The organism is Gardnerella sp. c12Ub_1, assembly GCF_055804375.1.
The window spans coordinates 858660-879394 of sequence record NZ_JANUZC010000001.1; the positions used below are offsets into that span (position 1 = coordinate 858660).

Here is a 20735-nt window from a genome sequence, read left to right on the forward strand (position 1 = left end):
GATACAAACGCACTACAAGGTTACGCCAAGTGAAGTGGAGATTCGAGATTTTTCGACGCGAAAGAGGTGTTTCGTTCGCGCGGTCTAAGCGCGCGAACGTCTTCGCTTGCGTTGAAAGCACACCGTGCTTTCAACCTTAAGCAAGCTCAGCGCTCCGAATTGCCTTTTCGCGCTACGCTTTAAGCGAAAAGGCAGGTCGTCGCGCCCGCACAACATAAAACTCAAAGTCACAAATCTATCTAAATGCAACTTTATAGCGAACAATAACTGCAGCAAAAGCAAGCACAATAAATACCGCAAATACAGTAAGAACGCTACTACCAGTTTGCAAATGGAAACCATCACGTCTCGAATTACTATTGTTAACAACAGTAATATCCGTCCACGCTAACTGTTTTCCATGTTCGTCTACAAGCAAAACAGTGTGTTTACCAGAGTATCCAGATGGGAATTGAGCATCAAATTGAGGCTTGCCATTCACCATGCGAACAGCAACAAACTTTGAGCCATCGGCACCCTTAAGCAAGCGTGGAGACGAGTAAATGTACGCGTAAGCATAAACTACTCCATCACGCTTCAAACGCTCAGTAAACTCGCTGTTCACAACTTTAATTCTCACACTGTTAACAACGCCAGCAGTTGCAACGTTATTGTTACCAACACTAAGAGTTCCCTTTAATTCTGGGCTAAGCTGTTGGACTGTTTGTGGAGCAGCAGGCACTGAAGCGGATTCTGCTGGCTTAGCTTGTGCATGCTGCTTAGATTTAGCTGGTGCAGGCTGCTCATCTGGAGTTTCAGTCTTAGTCTGACCTGGCTTAGTCTGACCTGGCTTATCTGGAGTTTCATGATCAGATGGCTTAGGCTGAGGCGCTGGTGACGGAGACGGAGCAGGCGTCACTTGACCAGGAGTCTGCTCACGCCCAGGCACTGGAGCTGGATTTGGCACTACAGGACCAGGAGCAGGTGGCTGCGGTGTAGGAGTTACAGTGCCAGGAGTTTGCTCATGCCCAGGCGCAGATGGATTTGGATTCTGCGTACCAGGCTGCGTACCAGGCTTAGATTCATCCTTCAACTTATTAATATCTAAAGGATTCATCTTATATTTGAGAACATCATCAGCCTTAAGATTTGCAAAAGGATTATCGTCCTTCTTTTCAGCATCCTTCACAAGCACAGCAGTCGAAAGAGCAGAAACCTTGTAATTTCCATTGTCATCTACAGTAATTTCAGGACACTTTGATACTTCATCGCTGTTAGCTTTTCCATCGGCAATGCGCACACGATACTTTCCTTTGCCAATATTCACAGTAGATTCACTACTATTAGCATTGAAAATAAACACATACGTTTTATTGTTGCTATCAACGCTAAACGCATTAATTCCATCACTGCTCTTAATCCAATGCATATTCTTATTAACATCAGAATATTCGGAATCGCGTAACGCTGGAATCTCGTTTCTTAGCTTTATCAACTCTTTGAAGTACTCAACAGCATCGGAATTCTTATTAACCAAATCCCACTTAACGGAATTGTCGCCGTCGCCAGCATTGTAACTATTAGCATTACCATTCTTGCTTCGTAAGAACTCTTGACCAAGCTCGAAGAATGGCATACCATGCGCAAACATTACAAGCGAATTAGCAAGCATTACTCGCTTCTTAAGATTCTCTTCTGTCTCATTAGGCAAGGATTTCTTCAACTTATCGTAAAGATTAAGATTGTCGTGAGCTTCAACATATTGCACAGTCTGACCAGCATTCGCGTAGCGCCTACCAGTGCAGCTTGAGTTTCCAGGCTGGCAGCCGTAAAGATTTTGCATAACTAGATTGTCACTGCCTCTGTTTCCAGACACGAATCCAGCAACACCTTTATCTCCTTGGCCTTTTACAGCATCACGGAAGGAATCATTAAAGAACGCAATGCCATTATTTTCAGCAAGCTTATACGCATTAGGCTGAATAGTGCGGTTTCCATAAGGCAATTGGCTCATATCCCAGCCTTCGCCAAGAATAATCGAGTTTGGATCAATGTCATAAACAGCCTTACGTACTTGACTCATGGTTTCAAGGTCAATTAAGCCCATCAAATCAAAACGGAAGCCGTCAATACCGTATTCTTTAGCCCAATACTTTACAGAGTCAACAATATACTTGCTCATCATTTTGCGCTCTGAAGCAGTATCGTTTCCGCAACCAGATTTATTAGACAAGCTGCCGTCATCGTTGTAACGGAAGTAGTAGCCTGGCACAGTTTGGCCAAAAGCGTTCTTTTGAGCGTCATAAACATGGTTATAAACCACATCCATAATCACGCGCAAACCAGCCTTATGTAAACCTTCAACCATTTGCTTTAGCTCCGTAATACGCGTAGCAGGATTTGCTGAATCAGACGCATAGGAGCCTTCTGGAACATTGTAGTTGATTGGATCATATCCCCAGTTTTGGTGAGGATTATTTTTGTCGTTCTTCTCTACATAGCCAACTTTAAGATCCTCATTCACAGAACCAAAATCATACATTGGCATGATTTGCACGTGAGTAATTCCTAGCGACTTCAAATAGTCAAAGCCAGTTGTCTTGCCATCTTTTTTAGTACCCGATTCAATTACACCGAGATACTTTCCGCGCTTTGCAACATCTACGCCAGAACTTTCGTGAATCGAAAAGTCGCGAATATTCATTTCTGCAATAGTTGCATCAGTTGGACGCTTACCAAACGATGCCATACGAGGTACAGGCTTACCAGTATCTTTACCGAATACAACGGATCTCATTCCGTTTCTAACGGCAGCTTTTGCATAAGGGTCTGGAGAATTATTTACAGTGCCATCTGCAAAATGAACTTTGTAAGTGTAAGCAGTGCCAACTTTTGCATCACTCGTAGTAATACTCCACACGCCAAGCTTTCCAGCTTCTGTACCAAGAGTCAGATCTTGTGTTTTATCTTCTTGTGCTTTTTCATCAGTTGACTTATAAGTTACTAACTCCACTTTCGTAGCAGTTGGAGCCCAAAGCTTGAAAGTCGTAGAATTACCATTTACAACAGCACCCAAGTCATCGCCTATGTACGCATACTTTTGATCAAACTCATCAGTACGAACAATCTTAGAGCCTTTAACAGTTGAAGCAGAAACTGTCTTAGGCATTCCACCAACACCCTTAATGTTGATTTCATACATTTTCTTAAGATCTAATTCGTTCTTTGCAGTGATTACGATCCTATTATCCACAACAGCAACTTGCGAAATATCTATTGTCTTGTGTTGATTTTTCTTTGAATCTGTAACATCAGTTACGGTAACGCTATCTTGTTTTACTTCCGAAGGGTCGCCGCTCACATTTACAGTAAATTCCTTAAAAGACGTAATATCAGCGTTAAAAGCATTAGCCTTTGTGTTGATTACGTTTGGACTTAAGTAAACTCTACTATCTCCCTGCATAAGCCAGATTTCAGCGTTGCCAGTGTTACCATCTTGGCTTAAAGTGATTGCTTTTGCAGGAATTGGGCGATCGCCTTCGCCAGGATCTTTATAAACCCAATCGTTGCCTTGCATAGAATATCGCACAATAAACTTTGGATCTTTTACGCCAGAATCATTGTGGAACGTATATTCTGCAATCTTTCCGAAATCATCATGTGCCGTAAAATCTTGCTTTACGCCCTTCTCACTACCGTACCAAGTCCAAAGATTCCAACCAGCGTAATCCTTGTTTGTTCTGCGGTAGTGAACAGTAACGTTTAACGTTTTAATGTTATTAAGCTTGTTAGCAACTTCAGATGGCGGTTCTGCAAAAGTATTTGAATCTCCTCCGTAAACCCAAGCTTCGCCTACGCCATCTTCGATTTGCCAGATCTTACGATCTCCGCCGTCCTTCTTATCATCACTCCAACCATTTGATATGTCTTCAACGATAATAAATCCGACTTTTCCGCTCTCGTAAATGCCATCAGCCTCAACTGTGTAAGTCTTACCAAAAGCGTCTTGACCATTGAACGCATGCCAAGCACCTTTTATCTCTTTACCATCTGCATCTTTAAGACCCCAGATATAAACGCCCATATTGCGATTGTCATTAGATTTTTGCTTATAGTGAATAACAATCTTCGTCTTTAATGCAGAAGGCTTTGAAGATGTGTCCTCAACCTTGCAAGGAATATTAGCAGATTCAGAACCTTTCAAATCGGCATCTACTACATAAGTTTTCGAACCAGCTTGAATTTCAAAGTTTGCTTTAGGCTGATTGTTATTGTTATTGTTATACCAATTATTTCCACCGTCATTAAATACAGCAGTAATTTGTTTGCCATTATTAGGAATTGTTCTTGCAAACCAATCATCGCAAACTTTGCGCATTGGTCTACCAGGAACTGCAGTCCAAGAATCATTGCCGATTTGATAATGAATATTTACGGAACTTGGCTTAGGACTTCTATTCTTAGCATTAAAATAGACAGTTGTTGACTGGTCTTGAACATCGTCAACATTGTATTTTGGGTCAGATTCATCACGTGCTGGACCAGATTTACTAGCAGTATCTGCTTTAGCATCCACATGCAAAGCAATTGCAGAATAAGGAGCAATAGTCGCAGCAACTTTGCCATCTGTAACTTTAACAGTCTTAGAGCAATTTCCAGCCTCATAAACGTTGCAATAGTCACCATTTGGCAAATCAGTATTATACAAAACTTTCTTTGCGTTTGGCGTATTGTTTATTGCTAAGAATCCCTTGCCTGCACGACTAAAAGCAATGTTATTATTGCCGTCATCTTGCCAATTAGTGACTTTAGCACCATTTACAGCATTAAAGAATCCAATCATTCCGCGAATAGAAGTCCAACGCTGAGTGCACTGCCAACCAGTTGTTGGGGAACAATCTACATCTTCAACTTTATCTTCAGTCGCTCCAGGCGCACCATCATCCTTACGACCATTCTCAAACCTATACCCCGAGTAAATGTTTGGATTCCCATACGGGTAGCCAAGCATAAACGCGTTTGCAAGCTCGTAGCGAGGACCATCCTTATAGGTAAGCGTGCGCACATAATTTTCTCGAGGAGTATCCCAATTAGTAACAAAAATTGAAGCTTTATCGCTTGGAACAAGTCCATCAGTAATATTCTTTAGATTCGATATTGAGCCATAAAAATCACTCTTTAATCGGTACGAATATTGGAATTCGTTGACTTCACCTTCATTCAAATGCTGATCTGGCTGTATTTCTTTAGCTTCAGAAGGATCACCAATCGTCTCCTGCATCCACCAAATCTCATCCGCATTTTTACCAGATTGTTTTGCAGCTTCAGCTTTAATCGCAGCCATATCTGTTGGAGAAATATGTTTTACTGCGTCAATACGGAAGCCAGCAACACCTAGCTCTAGCAAATGAGCAAAGTACTTACCTAAAGTCTCGCGCACATTCTGCTTTGATGTATCCAAATCGAGCAAACCAACAAGCCTGTGAGTCCAAACTTCCTCAGCATTCGTATAATCTTTAATATCTTCAGTACTCTTATGGAAATCATCCTTTTTATATCCAGCATCTGGGAAAGACTGATCTTTAGCGCTATATTTACTTTCACCAACACCCTCTGTATGAGTGTCACCAGCACCAGTCATGTGATTAATAACAGCATCTGCAATGATTCCAACACCTGCAGCATTGCAAGTAGTAATCATCTTCTTAAAGCCATCTTCATCGCCGAGTTTTGACTTTAATTTATAGCTCACAGGCTGGTAAGAAGTCCACCACTGAGTACCTTTTACATGCTCATTTGGAGGAGACACTTGCACATACTTTACACCCTCAGGGCCGTAAGTGTTAGTGCACTCTTGAGCAATACTCTTCCAATTTTGCTGGAATGCAGTAACAATAACACCCTTACGGTTAAGAGTTAGATTGCTAGATTGAGGATTACTAGACCCACTACTAGCGCTTGCATTGCTAACAACAGCAAAACCTGTTATTAACATTGCACTCGCTGCAATCATAGAAACTATTTTCGACGCAAGGTGGCGATGAACGACCATCTGCATATCCTTTCCTCCGTTGGCACAAACATGCTTCTATATTGTTTTATTGCCATGCAAAACATGAAAATTAAGGGTGACACAACTATGTTTCACTTATTATTACAAACCAACTTTGGTTTACGCATAAGATTGCTTATTTTGAACGCAAATCGCCATAAGCACCTTGAATTTTCCGCAATTTTGCACGTAAGGAGCCATTATAACACTTTTGCAATTTTTACAAAAGTCAAAAATATAACTGCCATATTAGCTACGCTCTAAGAGCGAAGGCAGGTCGTCGCGCGCGAACGCCACGACCTACCTTCAAGATTCTATCTGAGCGTTAGCAATAATAGCCACTTGCATCTAAGCGAGCATCTGGGTTTAGCAGCATAGCTTTTTCTGCTTCATGACCATCGTAGCGCGACCCATCTGGCATGCGCGTGCCGTCTTTAAGCAAACGGCGATTTTCCACAGGCTCAAACAGTTGCACATGGCCCATCATGCCCTCTTGCAAAAGTCGATGACCCGCAGCCAAACGCGCATTTGCCTTTGTTCGCCACTCGTTAAGCGCATCCACGCCAGCGCTAGCCGCTACAGCCGCCTCAAACGCGCCAGGATGCACAAGAGCCACAAATCCGCTAACATGACCGAATCCAAGCGATGTGGCAAGAGCCGCTTTAACAGAGCCAATGTGAATCCTATTTCGCAACCACACCATGTGGTCATCGCGCGCAAGCTTAGGATCTACGCAATCAAGCGAAGCATTGATTGGAACCCAGCCACTTCTAAACAGCTGAGTCAAGCCATTAATCTGGAACACGCATGCGCCACCCTTTGCGTGGCCAGTAAGCGACTTTTGGCTAATCACAAATAGCGGATTTCCGCTTGTGCGCCCAATCGCGTGTGCAAGCGTATTATGCAACTCGGACTCGTTAGGGTCGTTTGCGTTTGTAGACGTATCGTGCTTAGAAACAACAGCAATATCGTCTGGCGTAACGCCAAGCTCCGCCAAATCGCGCACAAGCTTGGAATCGCGGCCGCCCAATCCTGCAGCGAGCGCGCCCAATCCTGGAGCTGGAATCGAAGTGTGAATACCATCCGCGTATGAGTGAATGAATCCAACTACGCCAGCAACAGGCAAGCCAAGCTTAAGCGCAATATCTCCTCGCGTAATAAGAATCGTGCCGCCGCCTTGCGCTTCCAAGAATCCTCCGCGCCTGCGATCGTTGGCACGCGAGAAGAATCGCGGATTTATGCCCTTTTCGTACATTTCCTCGCTGTTTGCAGTAGCGTTCATATTGCCAAAGCCAACCACGGACTCAACGCCAATATCGTCAATCGCGCCTGTTACAACAAAGTCGGCTTTGCCAAGCGCAATCTTATCAACGCCTTCTTCTAGCGAAACTGCAGCAGTGGCGCATGCCGAAACTGGCTGAATCATGTTTCCATATCCGCCAATATACGTTTGCATTACGTGAGCTGCAACAACATTTGGCAACGCTTCTTGAAGCACGTCTGTAGGAATTTCGTGATTTAGGAATCTATCCAAATACAGCTTTCGCATAGACGTCATTCCGCCAAATCCTGTGCCTTGAGTCGATGCAACAAGAGACGGATGCACAGCTTGCAAAATTTCCGAAGGCGTAAATCCTGCGCAAATGTAGGCATCAACAGTAGCAACTATGTTCCAAAGCGCAATCGGATCTACGCTTCCAACCATCGAAGCTGGAATACCCCACTTTAATGGGTCGAAGCCCTTAGGCAATTGCCCACCAACAGTGCGCGTCATGGCTGCTCGCCTTGGCACGCGAATCATGGATCCAGCTTTGCGCGTAACAATCCATTCGCCAGACTCTGGGTCGCTAGAAATCTCGGTGTGCTCTTCGTCTAGTGCCACATATTCGCGCGCAATTTGCTCTGTAGCAACGTTGAAAGATACATCGTGGTCGAGGAAGATTTCGGCTTCTTCTTCGTTTGCTCCGTCTTTGTAGTCGCTGCCCATACCAGTCTCAAACGGCCTTATTCCCGAGCGAGCCACTACCTCGTCGCGATACTTTTCTGCAATGTCTTCTTCTGGCACAAGCGTGCCTTCCGCATCGTACCATCCTGGCTTTGGCGAATCTTGCCAAGTTAGCAAGCCCATGCTCCAAGCCAATTCCAAAACAGCGCCTGCACAAAGCGAAACCGTTCCGTCGTCTTGGATTGACTGCTCGGCACTAAAGCGCGTACGACCAGATCCCCAAGGGCCAATCTCGCCAACAGAAACTATAACGATTTGGTCTTGCGGCTTTGCTGTTACGTTCTTCCAATCTTCCAAGTTAACGCTTGCTTGAGTTGGAATATTTGGAGACGGAAGCGCCTTGTTAATAGACTTGACCTCAGACTTGATTGAAGAATCGTTTGAAGCATTCTGATTAGCCTGCTTACGACTATTCTCTTGCAAAGCTTGCGCTTTAAGCTCGTTCAAGTCAAGAGGCTCCGAGCCTAATCCACCTGTTAAATCAACGTCTAGAGGCGCCTTTGCAGCAAGCTCGCGCGCATCTTTAGTGCACAAATCAAGCAAAAGATTCGCCATCTGGCTTGTTGTAAAGGTTTTTAAGCCACGGCTTTCAACAGCTTCCACAAGAGGATCATTTGCACCCATTAAGCCAGTTCCGCGCACCCAGCCAATCTTTGGATGAGCAAAAGTTACGCGATTCGACCACACTTTTTCTGCATGCGCGCGGTTCACAATGGCGTCGAATGCGCTCTTGACTTCGCCGTAAGCTCCGTCGCCGCCAAAAATACCGCGATTAGGCGATCCCGGCAGCACAACGTGCATACAATGCTTTACATCTGTATCTGCTCCGATTTGCGCAAATCCTGCGATTGCGCGCTCAACGCCCCAAAGCATAAGCCTGGATTGCGATTCAAAAAGCGCACCAGAATCCGCCAAAGTTCCACTAACTGGCGGAGCTGCAAATGGGAAGAACAGAGTTGGATTGTAAGCAGGCTTCAAAATGGTGGTTGTAGCGCCACTAACCTTCTTAGAAACTGTGCCAACCCACTTTACAAGAGCGTCAACATCTCGGTAACTAGACAAGTTTGCTGGAACAAGCCACAATTTAGCTGAAGCTGTTGCGTGAAGTCTGTAAGCTTCTTTAGCCCACTTTTTTACACTCGGCTTAAAGCTGTGAGAAGTGGCAATAACCGTAGCTCCGCCTTCTAGAAGACCAGTCACAACTCGTGCTGCAATCGAATTTGGCGCAACGCCTGTTACAACAGCAACATCTCCTTCAAAGCAATTGGAGAAGATTTGCGAATCGTCTCCATAATGCTCATGATTACGCGACTTTGGCAAATCGCCAGTAGACTTTAGCGCATCTTTTGCAACTTGCTCAAAAATAGAAGACAATACCGTGTAATTGCTGCCTTTGCTCTTTTTAGCAAACCACTCAGCTTCGCGAGCAGTTGCGCTCCCTAATCCAACAAAGCTACCGTAGCGGTTCAAAATTTCGCTAACTTGCTTAAGATCTTCGGAATTATTCGCGCAAGAATCATACCCAGAATTGTAGTAGATACGCGCCAAATCTTCGCGAGCGCTAGCCCATCGATCGTCGAAAAGAATCGCCTTGCGCTCATCGAATCGAGGCTCTACTTGCTTTGGCCAATCTGCTCCAAGCTCAGCTTCTACAGCTGCAACAACAGCCGCATTTTCATCCGCTTCATCTTGCACTTTAGGCTCTTCAACACCAAGCTTTGCTAGCACAAACTTAGCAGTAGCAGCCAAAACTCCATCCGCGCCAACAACCTGTTGAGCAAAAGCGTCAAGCGCCGCAGAATCAACAACCGCGCCGCCTGCAGCGCCAGAGCCTGCAGAACCTGGCTGAGCAAGAGTAATTCCGTGCTGTTTAGCAACTTGATTAATCGCAGAATCAATCAACGCTTGAGCTGCAGAAGCGTTCTTTGCTGGCTGCGTAGAGAGCTGCGCCAAATCGCCTCCGCGAACGCTTGCGCCAGATCGCGTTTGCAAAACAAGAGCCGCCAAAACGTGCGCGCGCCAGCCTTCGCCAAGCTTATAGACTTCCGTAATGCGCTTATCTACTTGAGCAGGCTTTACACCAGCTGCGCCAAAAAGCGACCTTAAACTTTGCCTTACAATGTCGCTAAGAACGGCACCAAAAGCCTTGTAGCGAGGAGCAGCGGAGTTTACTAGCTTGCTAAGAGCGCTCATTGGAGCTTCTGCAGCACCGTCCACGCTAGGCACGCCAAGCTCGGAGCTTATGTCCATTAAAAGCTGGTTTCGCCTAGAAGATACGCCGTTTGTTAGCGTATCCGTTGTGTCGGCAGCGCCAATTTGGTCAGCGCGAATCTTAGCACTGTATGCAATCAGCATTTCAATAGCATCCGACGCCTTAAACGCAATATCTGCAACAGAGCCAGATGGCACATTTGGCACTGCATTTGATGCATTTTGTACAGAATTATTTGCATTATTATTTGCATTATTATTTGCATTTATTTGAGTAGATGCAGAAGCAGATGCAGCACTTGCCGTTGCGGTTGCTTGCGACTTTTGCGCAGCAGCTTGGGAAGAATCGCCAGCAACCGACGCGTCATTAACCGCGCTTTCATCGTCTTCAAAAACTTCTGGCACAAGCGAATCTGTGTCTGTTTTATAAACACGACTCTCGTCTCGCCCAACGTTATAAACAGCAACACGCTGACTACTAAACTCTGGCAATGCAAGCGTTTTTGTACCAAGATTTGCCAAAGTTGGAGCATTCGCTAAACCAACTTCAACATATTCTTCTACGCCCAATCCGCCGCAAGATTCGCTAGAGAACATAAGCGCTTGCGTTTCAATCCAACGAACAGGGGAAGCAAACTGCCAAGAAAGAAGCTCCGTAAGAAGCAATCTGCCGAGTTTTTGCTCATCAGCGGCATAAGAATCCCAAGTTGCATCATCTTGCAAAGCTGCTTCAATTCGCTTTGAAGGAACAACGTCTAGAATCTTTTGCGCAAATTCGCGCGTAAGCTCAAACGGACATGCAACCAAGTTTGGAATGTAGCGGTCAACAAGCACCGAGTAGTCAATATGCTTTGGAAGAAGCGAATCCAGCTTATCTCGGAACTCTGGCACACCTTTTCTAAGCAGCTTGGAATGGAATGGCACGTCAATTCCTGGAACCAAAATAAACGGCGGCTTTCCGCCATATTCTTTAGCACGCTTAGCGGAATCTTCGGCCAAGGCTTTAAGACCTTTTATTGTTCCAGCAATCGCGTATTGCTGACCTGCCAAATTGTAGTTTACGATTTGCAAGAATTCGCCAGTTTGCTTAGAGATTCCTTCAACGTACGCGTTTACGCCATCGTCTCCTACGCCAAACTGATTTGGACGCAAAGCTCCCATTCTATAGTTGGATCTGCCTTGCGCATCTCGCTCAATCAAATGATGCATAGTGGATCCTCGGTGGAAAACTAGCTCCAACACGGTTTCTAGCGGAATAATTTGAGCGAAGGAGCTTAGAGCATTGTATTCGCCTAGAGAATGGCCTGCAAAGTAAGCTGGCCAAATATCGCATCCAGCTTCACGCAAGCGAGCAGTTTGCGCAAAAGCAACAGTAGCGAGCGCAACTTGCGTAAATTGCGTTAAGTTAAGCAAGCCTTCTGGGTGACGATACGTTACGCCATTTGCTGTTAGTTCCTTAGGATTATCTCGAACAACAGCAAGAATTGAGAATCCGAGCTTTTCGCGAGTAAGCTTATCTGCGCGCTGCCAAGTTTCGCGCACAGCTGGCGATTTCGCACGCTCATCTAGCGACATACCTTGCTTTTGAATACCCTGGCCTGGGTACACAAAGGCGGCGCGCGGCGAGCTTGTAAGAGCACTGGCCTTAGAAACAATTTGCCCATTTACGCGGCATGTTACTTCTAGTGCAAGCCCTGCGCGTCGAACTTTTCCTACGCGCTCAACAGTTATCTCAACTTTGTCGTTAAGCTGCACCATGCCGTACATGTTGTACGTCCAGCCAATCAACTCGTAGCGCGCGCCTTTTTCGTCAACAGCTTGCGCAACGTGCTGAGCTGCCGCCGAAAGCCACATTCCGTGTACAAGCGGAGCTTTAAGCCCAGATATTGCAGCGCCTCTGTAAGAAGTGTGAATTGGGTTAAAATCGCCAGAAGTGCGCGCAAACGCCGTCATGTCTTTAGGCGCGCTCAAAACAACTCTTCTAAGCATTCTTCTAGGAGTTGCATCCACATCATATCCGTGCAAATCCGCGGCAGCTCCGTATTGTGCAGCAGGCTTTGGCAACGCTGAACTGTAGCTGCGTCCGCGAATCGCAAATCGCTCTGTTTCGTGAGCTAAACGCGTTCCGTCTTGCGCAAAATGAACAACGTTAATCGTAACAACGCATCCAGAAGCAGACTCTTGCGCGCTTTGCGCCCAACCAACAAGGTTTACGCGCTCGCCCACATGCTTGTTCAAATCGCTATTTGAAACGTCTAACTCTATTAAGTGATCTAAATGAACCGCGTTAAGCAAGCCTTCGATTACTGGGTACCCATTTACCATTACAGATCCCAAAGCAGAATAAATTGTTGGCCAAGCAGGACCAACTAGCGCGTCTGGCACGATTTTAGACGCTTGAAGACCGCCAGAAAGTCGCCCAGCTGTAGAAGATTCGTGATCGATTCCAAGATTTCTAGAAAGCGTGTACGAAGATTTTACTACGCCAAATGGCGATTCTTCACTTTGCTCGCTTACATCAACTTTAGGCATTTCGCTTAAAGCATCTCCCGTAATCGCAACATTTCCAATGCCTGCTGTAGCTGCAAGCATCTTATAAACGTGCTTTGGCAAGCGCTCTCTATCTACTACTGGCACGCCTCCTGCGCGATTTGCGTCTACAATAAGCGGAATCACAATGTTTCGCACAGCGTGATTCTTATTGCTGTTCTCATTCTTGCTTGAATCGTTAGCGCTTGAATCATTTCCGCTTAAATTATCCCAGAATGTGTCTAATTTAATGTCTAAATCAAGCTTAATTACGCTATCTTCTTCACTAACAACGCTTATAACGTAGTTTTCGCTATCATTTTGCGTTTTGTAAGCAGGATTAGAAGTTAGGTGACCAATCCAAGATATATTCGGGCATGCACGCACGTATTCTTCAACATTTTTTGCGCACGCGATTTGGCTGAACACACTTTGCGCAAGAGAAACTCTAGAATCGCCAGCAGCCGAACGTTTTATAACCGCATCTTCAAATCTTCCCAAAATATCTGCGATTGGCTCGTCCATTGTTGTTATTCCAGCAACAGAAATCGGCCCTGGAATTACGCGAACAGCGTCTGCCGAGTAACGCGAATCTTCCGACTGCCAAAGCTGATCTTGACCCCACCAGCGAAGCAAATCGTTGTCGATTACTGGCACAAACGGCATTGGCTTAGGGTATTCGCGCACCAAAGTTGGGAACCATGCGGCATCCATTGGAATAACGTTTGTTTGCGCTGCATCTGGGAACTTTTCAATAAGATTATTCAAAGCTTCTTGAGGATTTTCAAAAATGCTTTTAGCAGAAGGCAAGCTTGACTCAAATTCGCCAGAATCTTGCAACGCAAAACGCGCTTCGATTCTTTTAAGCAAATGAGCATATCGATCCGCATACGTGGAATCTGCCCACGGGTAGCATAAGTCGAGGAATCGCTGAGCAAATTGCTTGTATGTCATGCTTTCAACATTGCCAAAATATGGCTTTGCTGTTGTATTAAGAGCAGCAATAACCTCGTCTTTACGTGACTCAAGCTCTTCTGGATGCTTCATCATGTGCACAAGAAGCCTTCCACAGCGCGCAGACGCATTCTCAATCTCGTAAATATCTGCGTGCAAATGGCTTAATCCGCTTGTTACTCCGCCAACAACCTTTCCAGACGGCACCCAGCGCTCGCCAATCGGAGCAAACGGATCGTCACTCGCACCAAGACCTTCCACGCATGCATCATTTGCTTCTGTGATTCCAGGAGTCTCCACCAACATGCGCTTAACTTGCGGACTTGTGTGCGCTTCCTTTGCTGTCATTACTGCTGTGCCAATCATTACGGCATCCACAGGCATATTTGGCAAATCGTACTTATTGGACCATTCGCCACTAATGTAGTCGGCAGCGCGCGAAGGAGTGCCAATTCCGCCACCTGCTACAAGCACCAAATTATTGCATTCGCGCACTTGAGCATAAGTGCTAATAAGCAAATCATCTAGCGACTCCCAAGAGTGGTGGCCGCCTGCAGATCCGCCTTCTACTTGCGCAATAATCGTTGCTGGCTTAACAGCTTTTGCAATGCGAATAACTTGACGAATCTGCTCTACTGTTCCTGGCTTAAAAGCAACATATGGGAATCCGTCTTCTTGAAGAGTTTTAACAAGTTCCTTCGCTTCGTCTAACTCTGGGATTCCTGCAGATATTACAACACCGTCGATTGGCGCTCCCGAAGCGCGCTTTTTTGGCACAATGCGCTTGGCTCCAAATTGCAAATTCCACAAATAGCGGTCCATAAACATGGCGTTGAATTCTACAGTTGCTCCCTCTTTTAGCTGATTTTGGAGCATTTCCACGTGCTTGTTAAACACTTCTTCTGTTACTTGGCCACCGCCTGCAAGCTCTGCCCAGTACCCCGCGTTTGCAGCAGCTGCAACGATTTGCGGGTCTACGGTTGTTGGAGTCATGCCTGCAAGAAGAACAGGAGCTTTGCCTGTTAGCTGGCTAAACTTTGTAACTACTTTGCGCCCTAATGGCGTTTCTACTACGCGTGGTGCAAAATCCGCCCAGCATCCCGTGCGCAAAGAATTTGCGGAAGAAGCCTCCAGTGTAGACGCATTAGCGCGAGACGCCATTGTTCCAGCTTCTACGATTCCAGCGCCACTTCCCTGAACCAGCACACTTGTAAGCTTTCCAAGCACTTCTCCAGGACCCATGTCGATTACCCACAAATCTTTAGCAGATTCGCCCAGATTTGCCAAAGTTTTTTTGATTTGACTTGCCCAATCCACTTGCTCTACTAAAACTTGATTTGCAAGACTTCTAGTAAGATCGGCATTTAACCCAGCTTCTTTTGCCCATTTTTCAGCGTTATCTACAGCTTTGCTCATCATTGGCGAATGGAATGGCACTGTAACGTCTAAATACTCTGCGATTGGCGCAAAAACCGATCCTCCGCGCTGCTTCATATCTCGTAATTTTTTAGAATGAGCCGCTTCTTTTTGCGCTTCGCTTAAAACGGCCTCCATGTCTTGCGGATAGCCAGATAACACCATGTGATTTCGCGAATTTTTAACTGCTATCGAAACTTCGGCACGCTTACGATCTACGCGCGAAATCAAAACTTCTGCCTGTTTTTGAGTTACGCCTTTTAACGAAAGCATTGGAGTTGCAGAGCCGTTTCCGCTTATTTCCAAAAGCCGCGCTTCGCGATCTGCAGCCGCTCCAATTATGTATGCAATCGCCAAAAGTTCCGCGATTTTGCCTTGCGCTGCCTGCCAAGAACCAGCCTCTAATCGCGCTTCTACCATTTTTGCAGCAATCACGCCTTGAGAATGACCAAGACTTGCGATTGGCTTGCAAACTTCAAAATTGTACCCAAGATTTGTAAAATCACTAACAGCTGCAAGCTGCGCCAACGCGATTCCTGGAACGCTTATTTGCGCGTCTTGCGTGCGATCATTTGTGGATTCTAAAGCGTCGAATACGTTTATGTCTTTTCCTGCGTTTGCTAAAAGTTGCGCATATATGTTGTTTAGAAGATTTTTTGCGCTGTTATTGTAATCGCGTAGTTGCGCGCTTAAATCTTCGTCTTTTTGCGCTTCTTTTAACGCTTGAACCCATGGCGTGGATTGCCCTGCAAAAGCTAAAATATGTGGATTTTGTGCAAGCTCATCAAATAAGTATTTTGTCATTTTATTTTCCTTTGTTTGTGGGTTTACGTTTTATTTTTAAGATTTGTGTTTTGGATTATTTGTAACTTTGATTATTTGTGACTTGTTGCTAGTCGCGCGTGGCGGCTGCTTGCGATTAATCCGCGAGTCTCAAATCATCTAAAATCGCCCTCAAATCATCCGCAAATCGTCTCAAATCATTCTTAAATCACATTGGCTGGTTTCCATGATGCTTCCCCGTTCTAGAAACGCGTTTTTTACTTCTTAAAATCTTCAAAGAATTAGCAATAACATCTCTTGTTTGCTCCGGATCTATCATTGCGTCAATCTGGCCAGTTTCCAGCGAAAGATTTGCGTTTACAGTGGTATTTTCGTAATCTTCAACAAGCTTTTTTCTTAAAGCGTCAACATCTTGACCGCGCTCTTTTGCTTTTTGCAAATCCTTGCGATGAATAATGTTCACAGCTCCTTGAGCACCCAAAACCGCTATCTGGCTAGTAGGCCAAGCGTAGTTAAAGTCTGCTCCCATAGACTTGGATCCCATTACAATGTATGCTCCACCAAAAGCCTTGCGCAAAATCACAGTAACAAGCGGAACTTGCGCGTTTGCATACGCGTAAATCACCTTTGCGCCTCTGCGAATAATTCCAGCGTGCTCCTGGTCCGACCCTGGCTTGTATCCAGGAGTGTCTACAAGAGTTACAACAGGAAGATTAAACGCGTCGCACAATCGCACAAATCGCGCTACTTTTTCGGAAGAATTAACGTCTAAAATTCCAGCATTTACTTTAGGCTGATTTGCAACTATTCCAACAGGATGCCCGTCTATGCAAGCAAAACCAACCACTGCGGACGCCGCGTAGAGCTCTTGAACTTGCACAAATTCGCCATAATCTACGATTGCGCGAATAACGTCTAAAACGTCGTACGGCTGGCGATCATTGCTCGGAACAATAGTCGCAAGCTGCTTAGCAGTTTCTCTGTCTGCGCGCGTTGCAGCGTATGCGAATGTTGGCGGATTTTGATTGCAATTTTGCGGCAAATAAGCAAGGATTGTGCGCGCGTAGTCAATGGCGTCCGCCTCGTCTTCGCCCAAGTAGTGAGCAACGCCCGAAGTGGAGTTATGCACATATCCACCGCCTAAATCGTCCATGCTAATCGACTCGCCAGTAGCTGCCTTAACAACATCTGGGCCAGTTACAAACATGTTGGAGTGCTCGCGAGTCATGATTATAAAATCCGTAAGAGCAGGGCAATAAACTGCACCACCAGCGCAAGGGCCTAAAATCAAGGAAATTTGCGGAATCAAACCGCTTGCTTCACAAGTTTTTTTGAAGATTCTGCCATATTGCGTAAGCGCGTTAACGCCTTCTTGAATGCGAGCGCCGCCCGAGTCGATTAGCGCAACAACAGGAACCGCAAGTTGCAACGCCATGTCTAAAAGATGGCAAATTTTCTGGCCTTCAGCGCGTCCAAGCGTGCCGCCGCGAACGGAAAAATCTTGAGCATAAACTGCCACTTTTTTGCCGTACACTTCGCCAAAGCCAGTGATTACAGCGCATCCTGCAACATCGTTATTTATATCTCCGCCATTAAAGCGGCCGATTTCTTCAAACGTGCCTGTGTCAAAAAGCAAATCCAAGCGCTCTCTTGCAGTGGATTTTCCCTTTGCATGCTGGCGTTCTAAAGCCTTCTGCTCGGCGTCTCTTGCAAGGCGAGCCGCGTGTTCTACGGCTGCTTTTCCGCGCTGAGGCTGCGTAGGCTGCGTTGGCTGAGCGTCTTGCGCATTTTGCGTGTCTTTATTAACTTGTGCAGCGCTTTTATTAACATCTTTTGCAACTTGCGTATCATCTTTAGTAAGCGCACTCATTTTGCACTACCGCCTTTAGTCACGTCAATTGTTACAAGCTTTTCGCCTGCTTCTACACCATCTCCAGGCCCAACAAAAATGCCAGTAACTACGCCAGCTGCAGGTGCGTAAACGTAGTTTTCCATTTTCATGGATTCAAGAACAGCAAGTAGGTCGCCTTTGGCTACGCTCTGACCTTCCGCAACGTTTACACGCGTAATCACAGCTTGCATTGGAGCAGAAATCACGCCAGGAGCGTCCTTAGGTGTTTCCGACTTATGAGTATCTCCCCTTAATCCTCGCCCTCTAAGCGGCTGCGATGCGCGAACCGTGCTTCTAACTCGTGCAGAACCAGTAAGATTGTCTACAATGTCTTGCGGAATAGTAAGTTTTACGCGCTTATTGTCTACTTCTATTACAAAAGACTCCATTTTGGTCGGCTTATTTTGCGCGTCTTCACCAGCCTTATTGGAATACAAAGAAGCAGGCTGTCCGCCATTTGCCGCTGCAGCAGTACGGTTCAAATACTTGCGTTCAAGCCATTTTGTAGAAATATCAAAATCGTGATCTTGAGCCGTAAAATCAGGGTCGTTAAAAATTTGCTCAAAAAGCTTAGCAGGAGTAGGCACGCCCTCAATGCAAAGCTCCTTAAGCGCACGCCTTACGCGAGCAATTGCCGCATCGCGATTTTGCGCACTAACAATAAGCTTGCCCATCATAGAGTCGAATTTTGGAGACACGCTATCTCCAACTTCTACGCCAGAATCCACGCGAATTCCAGGGCCCGATGGCCACTCTATTTTTGTTAGCATGCCTGCACTAGGCGTAAGATTCGTTGCTGGATCTTCCGAAGTGATTCTAAGTTCAAAACTGTGTCCGCGCGAAGGGTGATTTTGCGTAAGCTCGCCGCCGTCGGCAATCGTAAGCTGTTCGCGCACAAGATCTAGTCCGCTAACTTCCTCACTAACTGTGTGCTCAACTTGCAATCGTGGGTTCACTTCCAAGAAGTAAACTTTGTGTTGAGAAGTCACCATATATTCGCACGTGCCCAAACCAACGTAGTCAACAGCTTCAAATAGGTTACGAGAATATCGGTGAAGCTGCGCATTCTCATCATCGGTAAGGAATGGTGCTGGTGCTTCCTCAACCAACTTTTGGTTTCGGCGCTGCACCGAGCAATCGCGCGTGGAATATATGGTGAAGTTTCCATGAGAATCGCGGCCAACCTGCGTTTCCACGTGGCGAGCCTTGTCTATAAAACGCTCAATAAAGTACTCGTCAAGGTCGCCGCCTTGCAAAGCGTCGTGGTTCATGTAGAATCCGCGAAGCTCATCATCGTTTTGCACAACGGTTATTCCGCGGCCGCCGCCGCCATCCGTGCGCTTCATCATAACTGGGTAGCCGTGTGTTTGCGCAAAAGTCAGCAATTCTCGAATGTCTTTTACTGGCTCCGATATTCCTGGAACGGGCGGCACTTTAGCGCGAGTTGCAACGCGCCGCGCGGTTATTTTATCCCCCAAATCAATAAGCGCTTCTGGCTTCGGACCAATCCACACAGCGCCAGCATCAATCACCTTTTGCGCAAAACTCGCTACTTCCGATAAAAATCCGTAGCCAGGGTGTACAGCATCCGCGCCGCTTTTATGCAAAATGTCTATAATCGCGTCTTCGTTTAAATAAGTGTCTCTGTACGTGTCTCCGGAAAGCGCGTACGCTTCGTCTGCCATTTCAACATACTGTGCTTGACGGTCGGATGCCGCATAAATAGCCACAGTTGGGATTCCCATTTCTTGGGCAGTGCGAATCACTCTAAGCGCGATTTCGCCGCGATTTGCCACAAGTATTTTTTTGATATTCGTAACCATACGTTACAAGTTATAGGAAATTTGGCTTATAGTATCCGTGAATTTGAACAAAACATTATGCGATTTTTTGTAAACTTCTCCAACGCGCGCTGCCCGATTCTTGTCTAATCTTTGATTCAGCAACGAAAAACAATACGAAAGAAGGATATCGTGGCTAATTTTGAATCAAACTCTGGCGCAAACTCTAATGCAGTTGCATCTAAGGCATTTGACATTAATCGTTTAGCTGTTCCATTTGCTAAGGCATTTTTGTTTACTGTTCTTATTAGCGCTGCCACTATGGCTGGCGCATTGCCAATTCCTGGAACTCCTGTTCCTGTAACTTTGCAAACTTTGGTTTTGGCTTTGGCAGGTCTTACTTTGACTTGGCGCCAAGCCGTTAGCTCTGTGCTTATGTACCTTGCGATTGGTGCTGCTGGAATGCCAGTGTTTGCAGGCGGAAAGAGTGGCGTTGTGGCTTTTGCAGGTCCTAGCGTTGGATTCCTTGTTGGATTCGTATTCGGCGTGGCTGCGATTGCGCTTGTAAAGTCTGCTCTCGAAGGTGTTGTTAATGCTGCTATGCCAGAGGATTCTGTTGCTAAGAAATTTGCACGATTTGGCGCGTATTTTGCAGCGTCTGTTGTTGGTTCTCTTGTGATTTACGCATTTGGATTTGTAGGCCAATCGCTTATGATGCACTTGCCTGTTTGGGCAATCGCCGTGGCTTCTACTGGCTTTATTGTGGGCGATATTATTAAGGCTGCAATCGCTAGCGCAGTTTGCGCAGGATTGTATGGCGCGTTTAAGCACAACGCGTGATCGTGAAGCGTGATTATGCGTGATTATGCGTGATTAATCGCAAGCGCAACGCGCTAACTATTCCAAGACCGCAGTCTCGTCGCTGCGGTCTTTTTTGCATCCAAAAGCAAGATCACTTTGACTCATTTTCGCGCTCAGGCAGGTCATGTCGTTAGCGCGGTCTAAACGCGCTAACGTCTTCGCCTGCGTTGAAAGCACACTGTGCTTTCAACTTTGAGCAAGCTCAGCGCGCCAAATTGCCTTCGCGCGCTACGCTTCAAGCGCTCAGGCAGGTCGTCGCGCAAGCTAGGTAGA

General features: G+C 46.0%; 5 protein-coding genes. 1 reads left to right on the plus strand and 4 read right to left on the minus strand.

Going from position 1 to position 20735, the window contains the following annotated elements; all coding sequences use genetic code 11:
- Positions 1 to 235 precede the first annotated feature (235 nt).
- The 4 genes from pulA to NYP65_RS03405 all read right to left on the minus strand — a co-directional run bounded on the left by pulA (position 236) and on the right by NYP65_RS03405 (position 19643).
- Complete coding sequence (gene pulA / locus NYP65_RS03390; protein ID WP_473410610.1) at positions 236 to 6031, minus strand: type I pullulanase; 5796 nt, start codon at positions 6029 to 6031, stop codon at positions 236 to 238.
- A gap of 325 nt (positions 6032 to 6356) precedes the next feature.
- Entirely contained in the window at positions 6357 to 15950 is a 9594-nt protein-coding gene (locus NYP65_RS03395; protein WP_473410611.1) for a fatty acid synthase subunit beta domain-containing protein, read from the minus strand.
- Between the two features lie 187 nt (positions 15951 to 16137).
- Positions 16138 to 17799 (minus strand): acyl-CoA carboxylase subunit beta, encoded by a 1662-nt coding sequence (locus NYP65_RS03400; RefSeq protein WP_004132961.1) that lies wholly within the window; start codon positions 17797 to 17799, stop codon positions 16138 to 16140.
- Complete coding sequence (locus tag NYP65_RS03405) at positions 17796 to 19643, minus strand: acetyl/propionyl/methylcrotonyl-CoA carboxylase subunit alpha (protein ID WP_473410612.1); 1848 nt, start codon at positions 19641 to 19643, stop codon at positions 17796 to 17798. The genes NYP65_RS03400 and NYP65_RS03405 overlap by 4 nt, the downstream gene beginning before the upstream one ends.
- A 150-nt stretch (positions 19644 to 19793) precedes the next feature.
- Between NYP65_RS03405 and NYP65_RS03410 the strand changes: the two genes are divergently transcribed.
- A complete protein-coding gene (locus NYP65_RS03410) occupies positions 19794 to 20441 on the plus strand; it encodes a biotin transporter BioY (RefSeq protein WP_172539708.1) in 648 nt (215 codons plus the stop codon).
- The last annotated feature ends 294 nt before the right edge of the window (positions 20442 to 20735 follow it).

Excerpts from the sequence above, each read along its gene's own strand:
- NYP65_RS03395 (WP_473410611.1), bottom strand. The coding sequence starts at position 15,950 with ATGACAAAATACTTATTTGATGAGCTTGCACAAAATCCACATATTTTA.
- pulA (WP_473410610.1), bottom strand. The coding sequence starts at position 6,031 with ATGGTCGTTCATCGCCACCTTGCGTCGAAAATAGTTTCTATGATTGCA.
- NYP65_RS03400 (WP_004132961.1), bottom strand. The coding sequence starts at position 17,799 with ATGAGTGCGCTTACTAAAGATGATACGCAAGTTGCAAAAGATGTTAAT.
- NYP65_RS03405 (WP_473410612.1), bottom strand. The coding sequence starts at position 19,643 with ATGGTTACGAATATCAAAAAAATACTTGTGGCAAATCGCGGCGAAATC.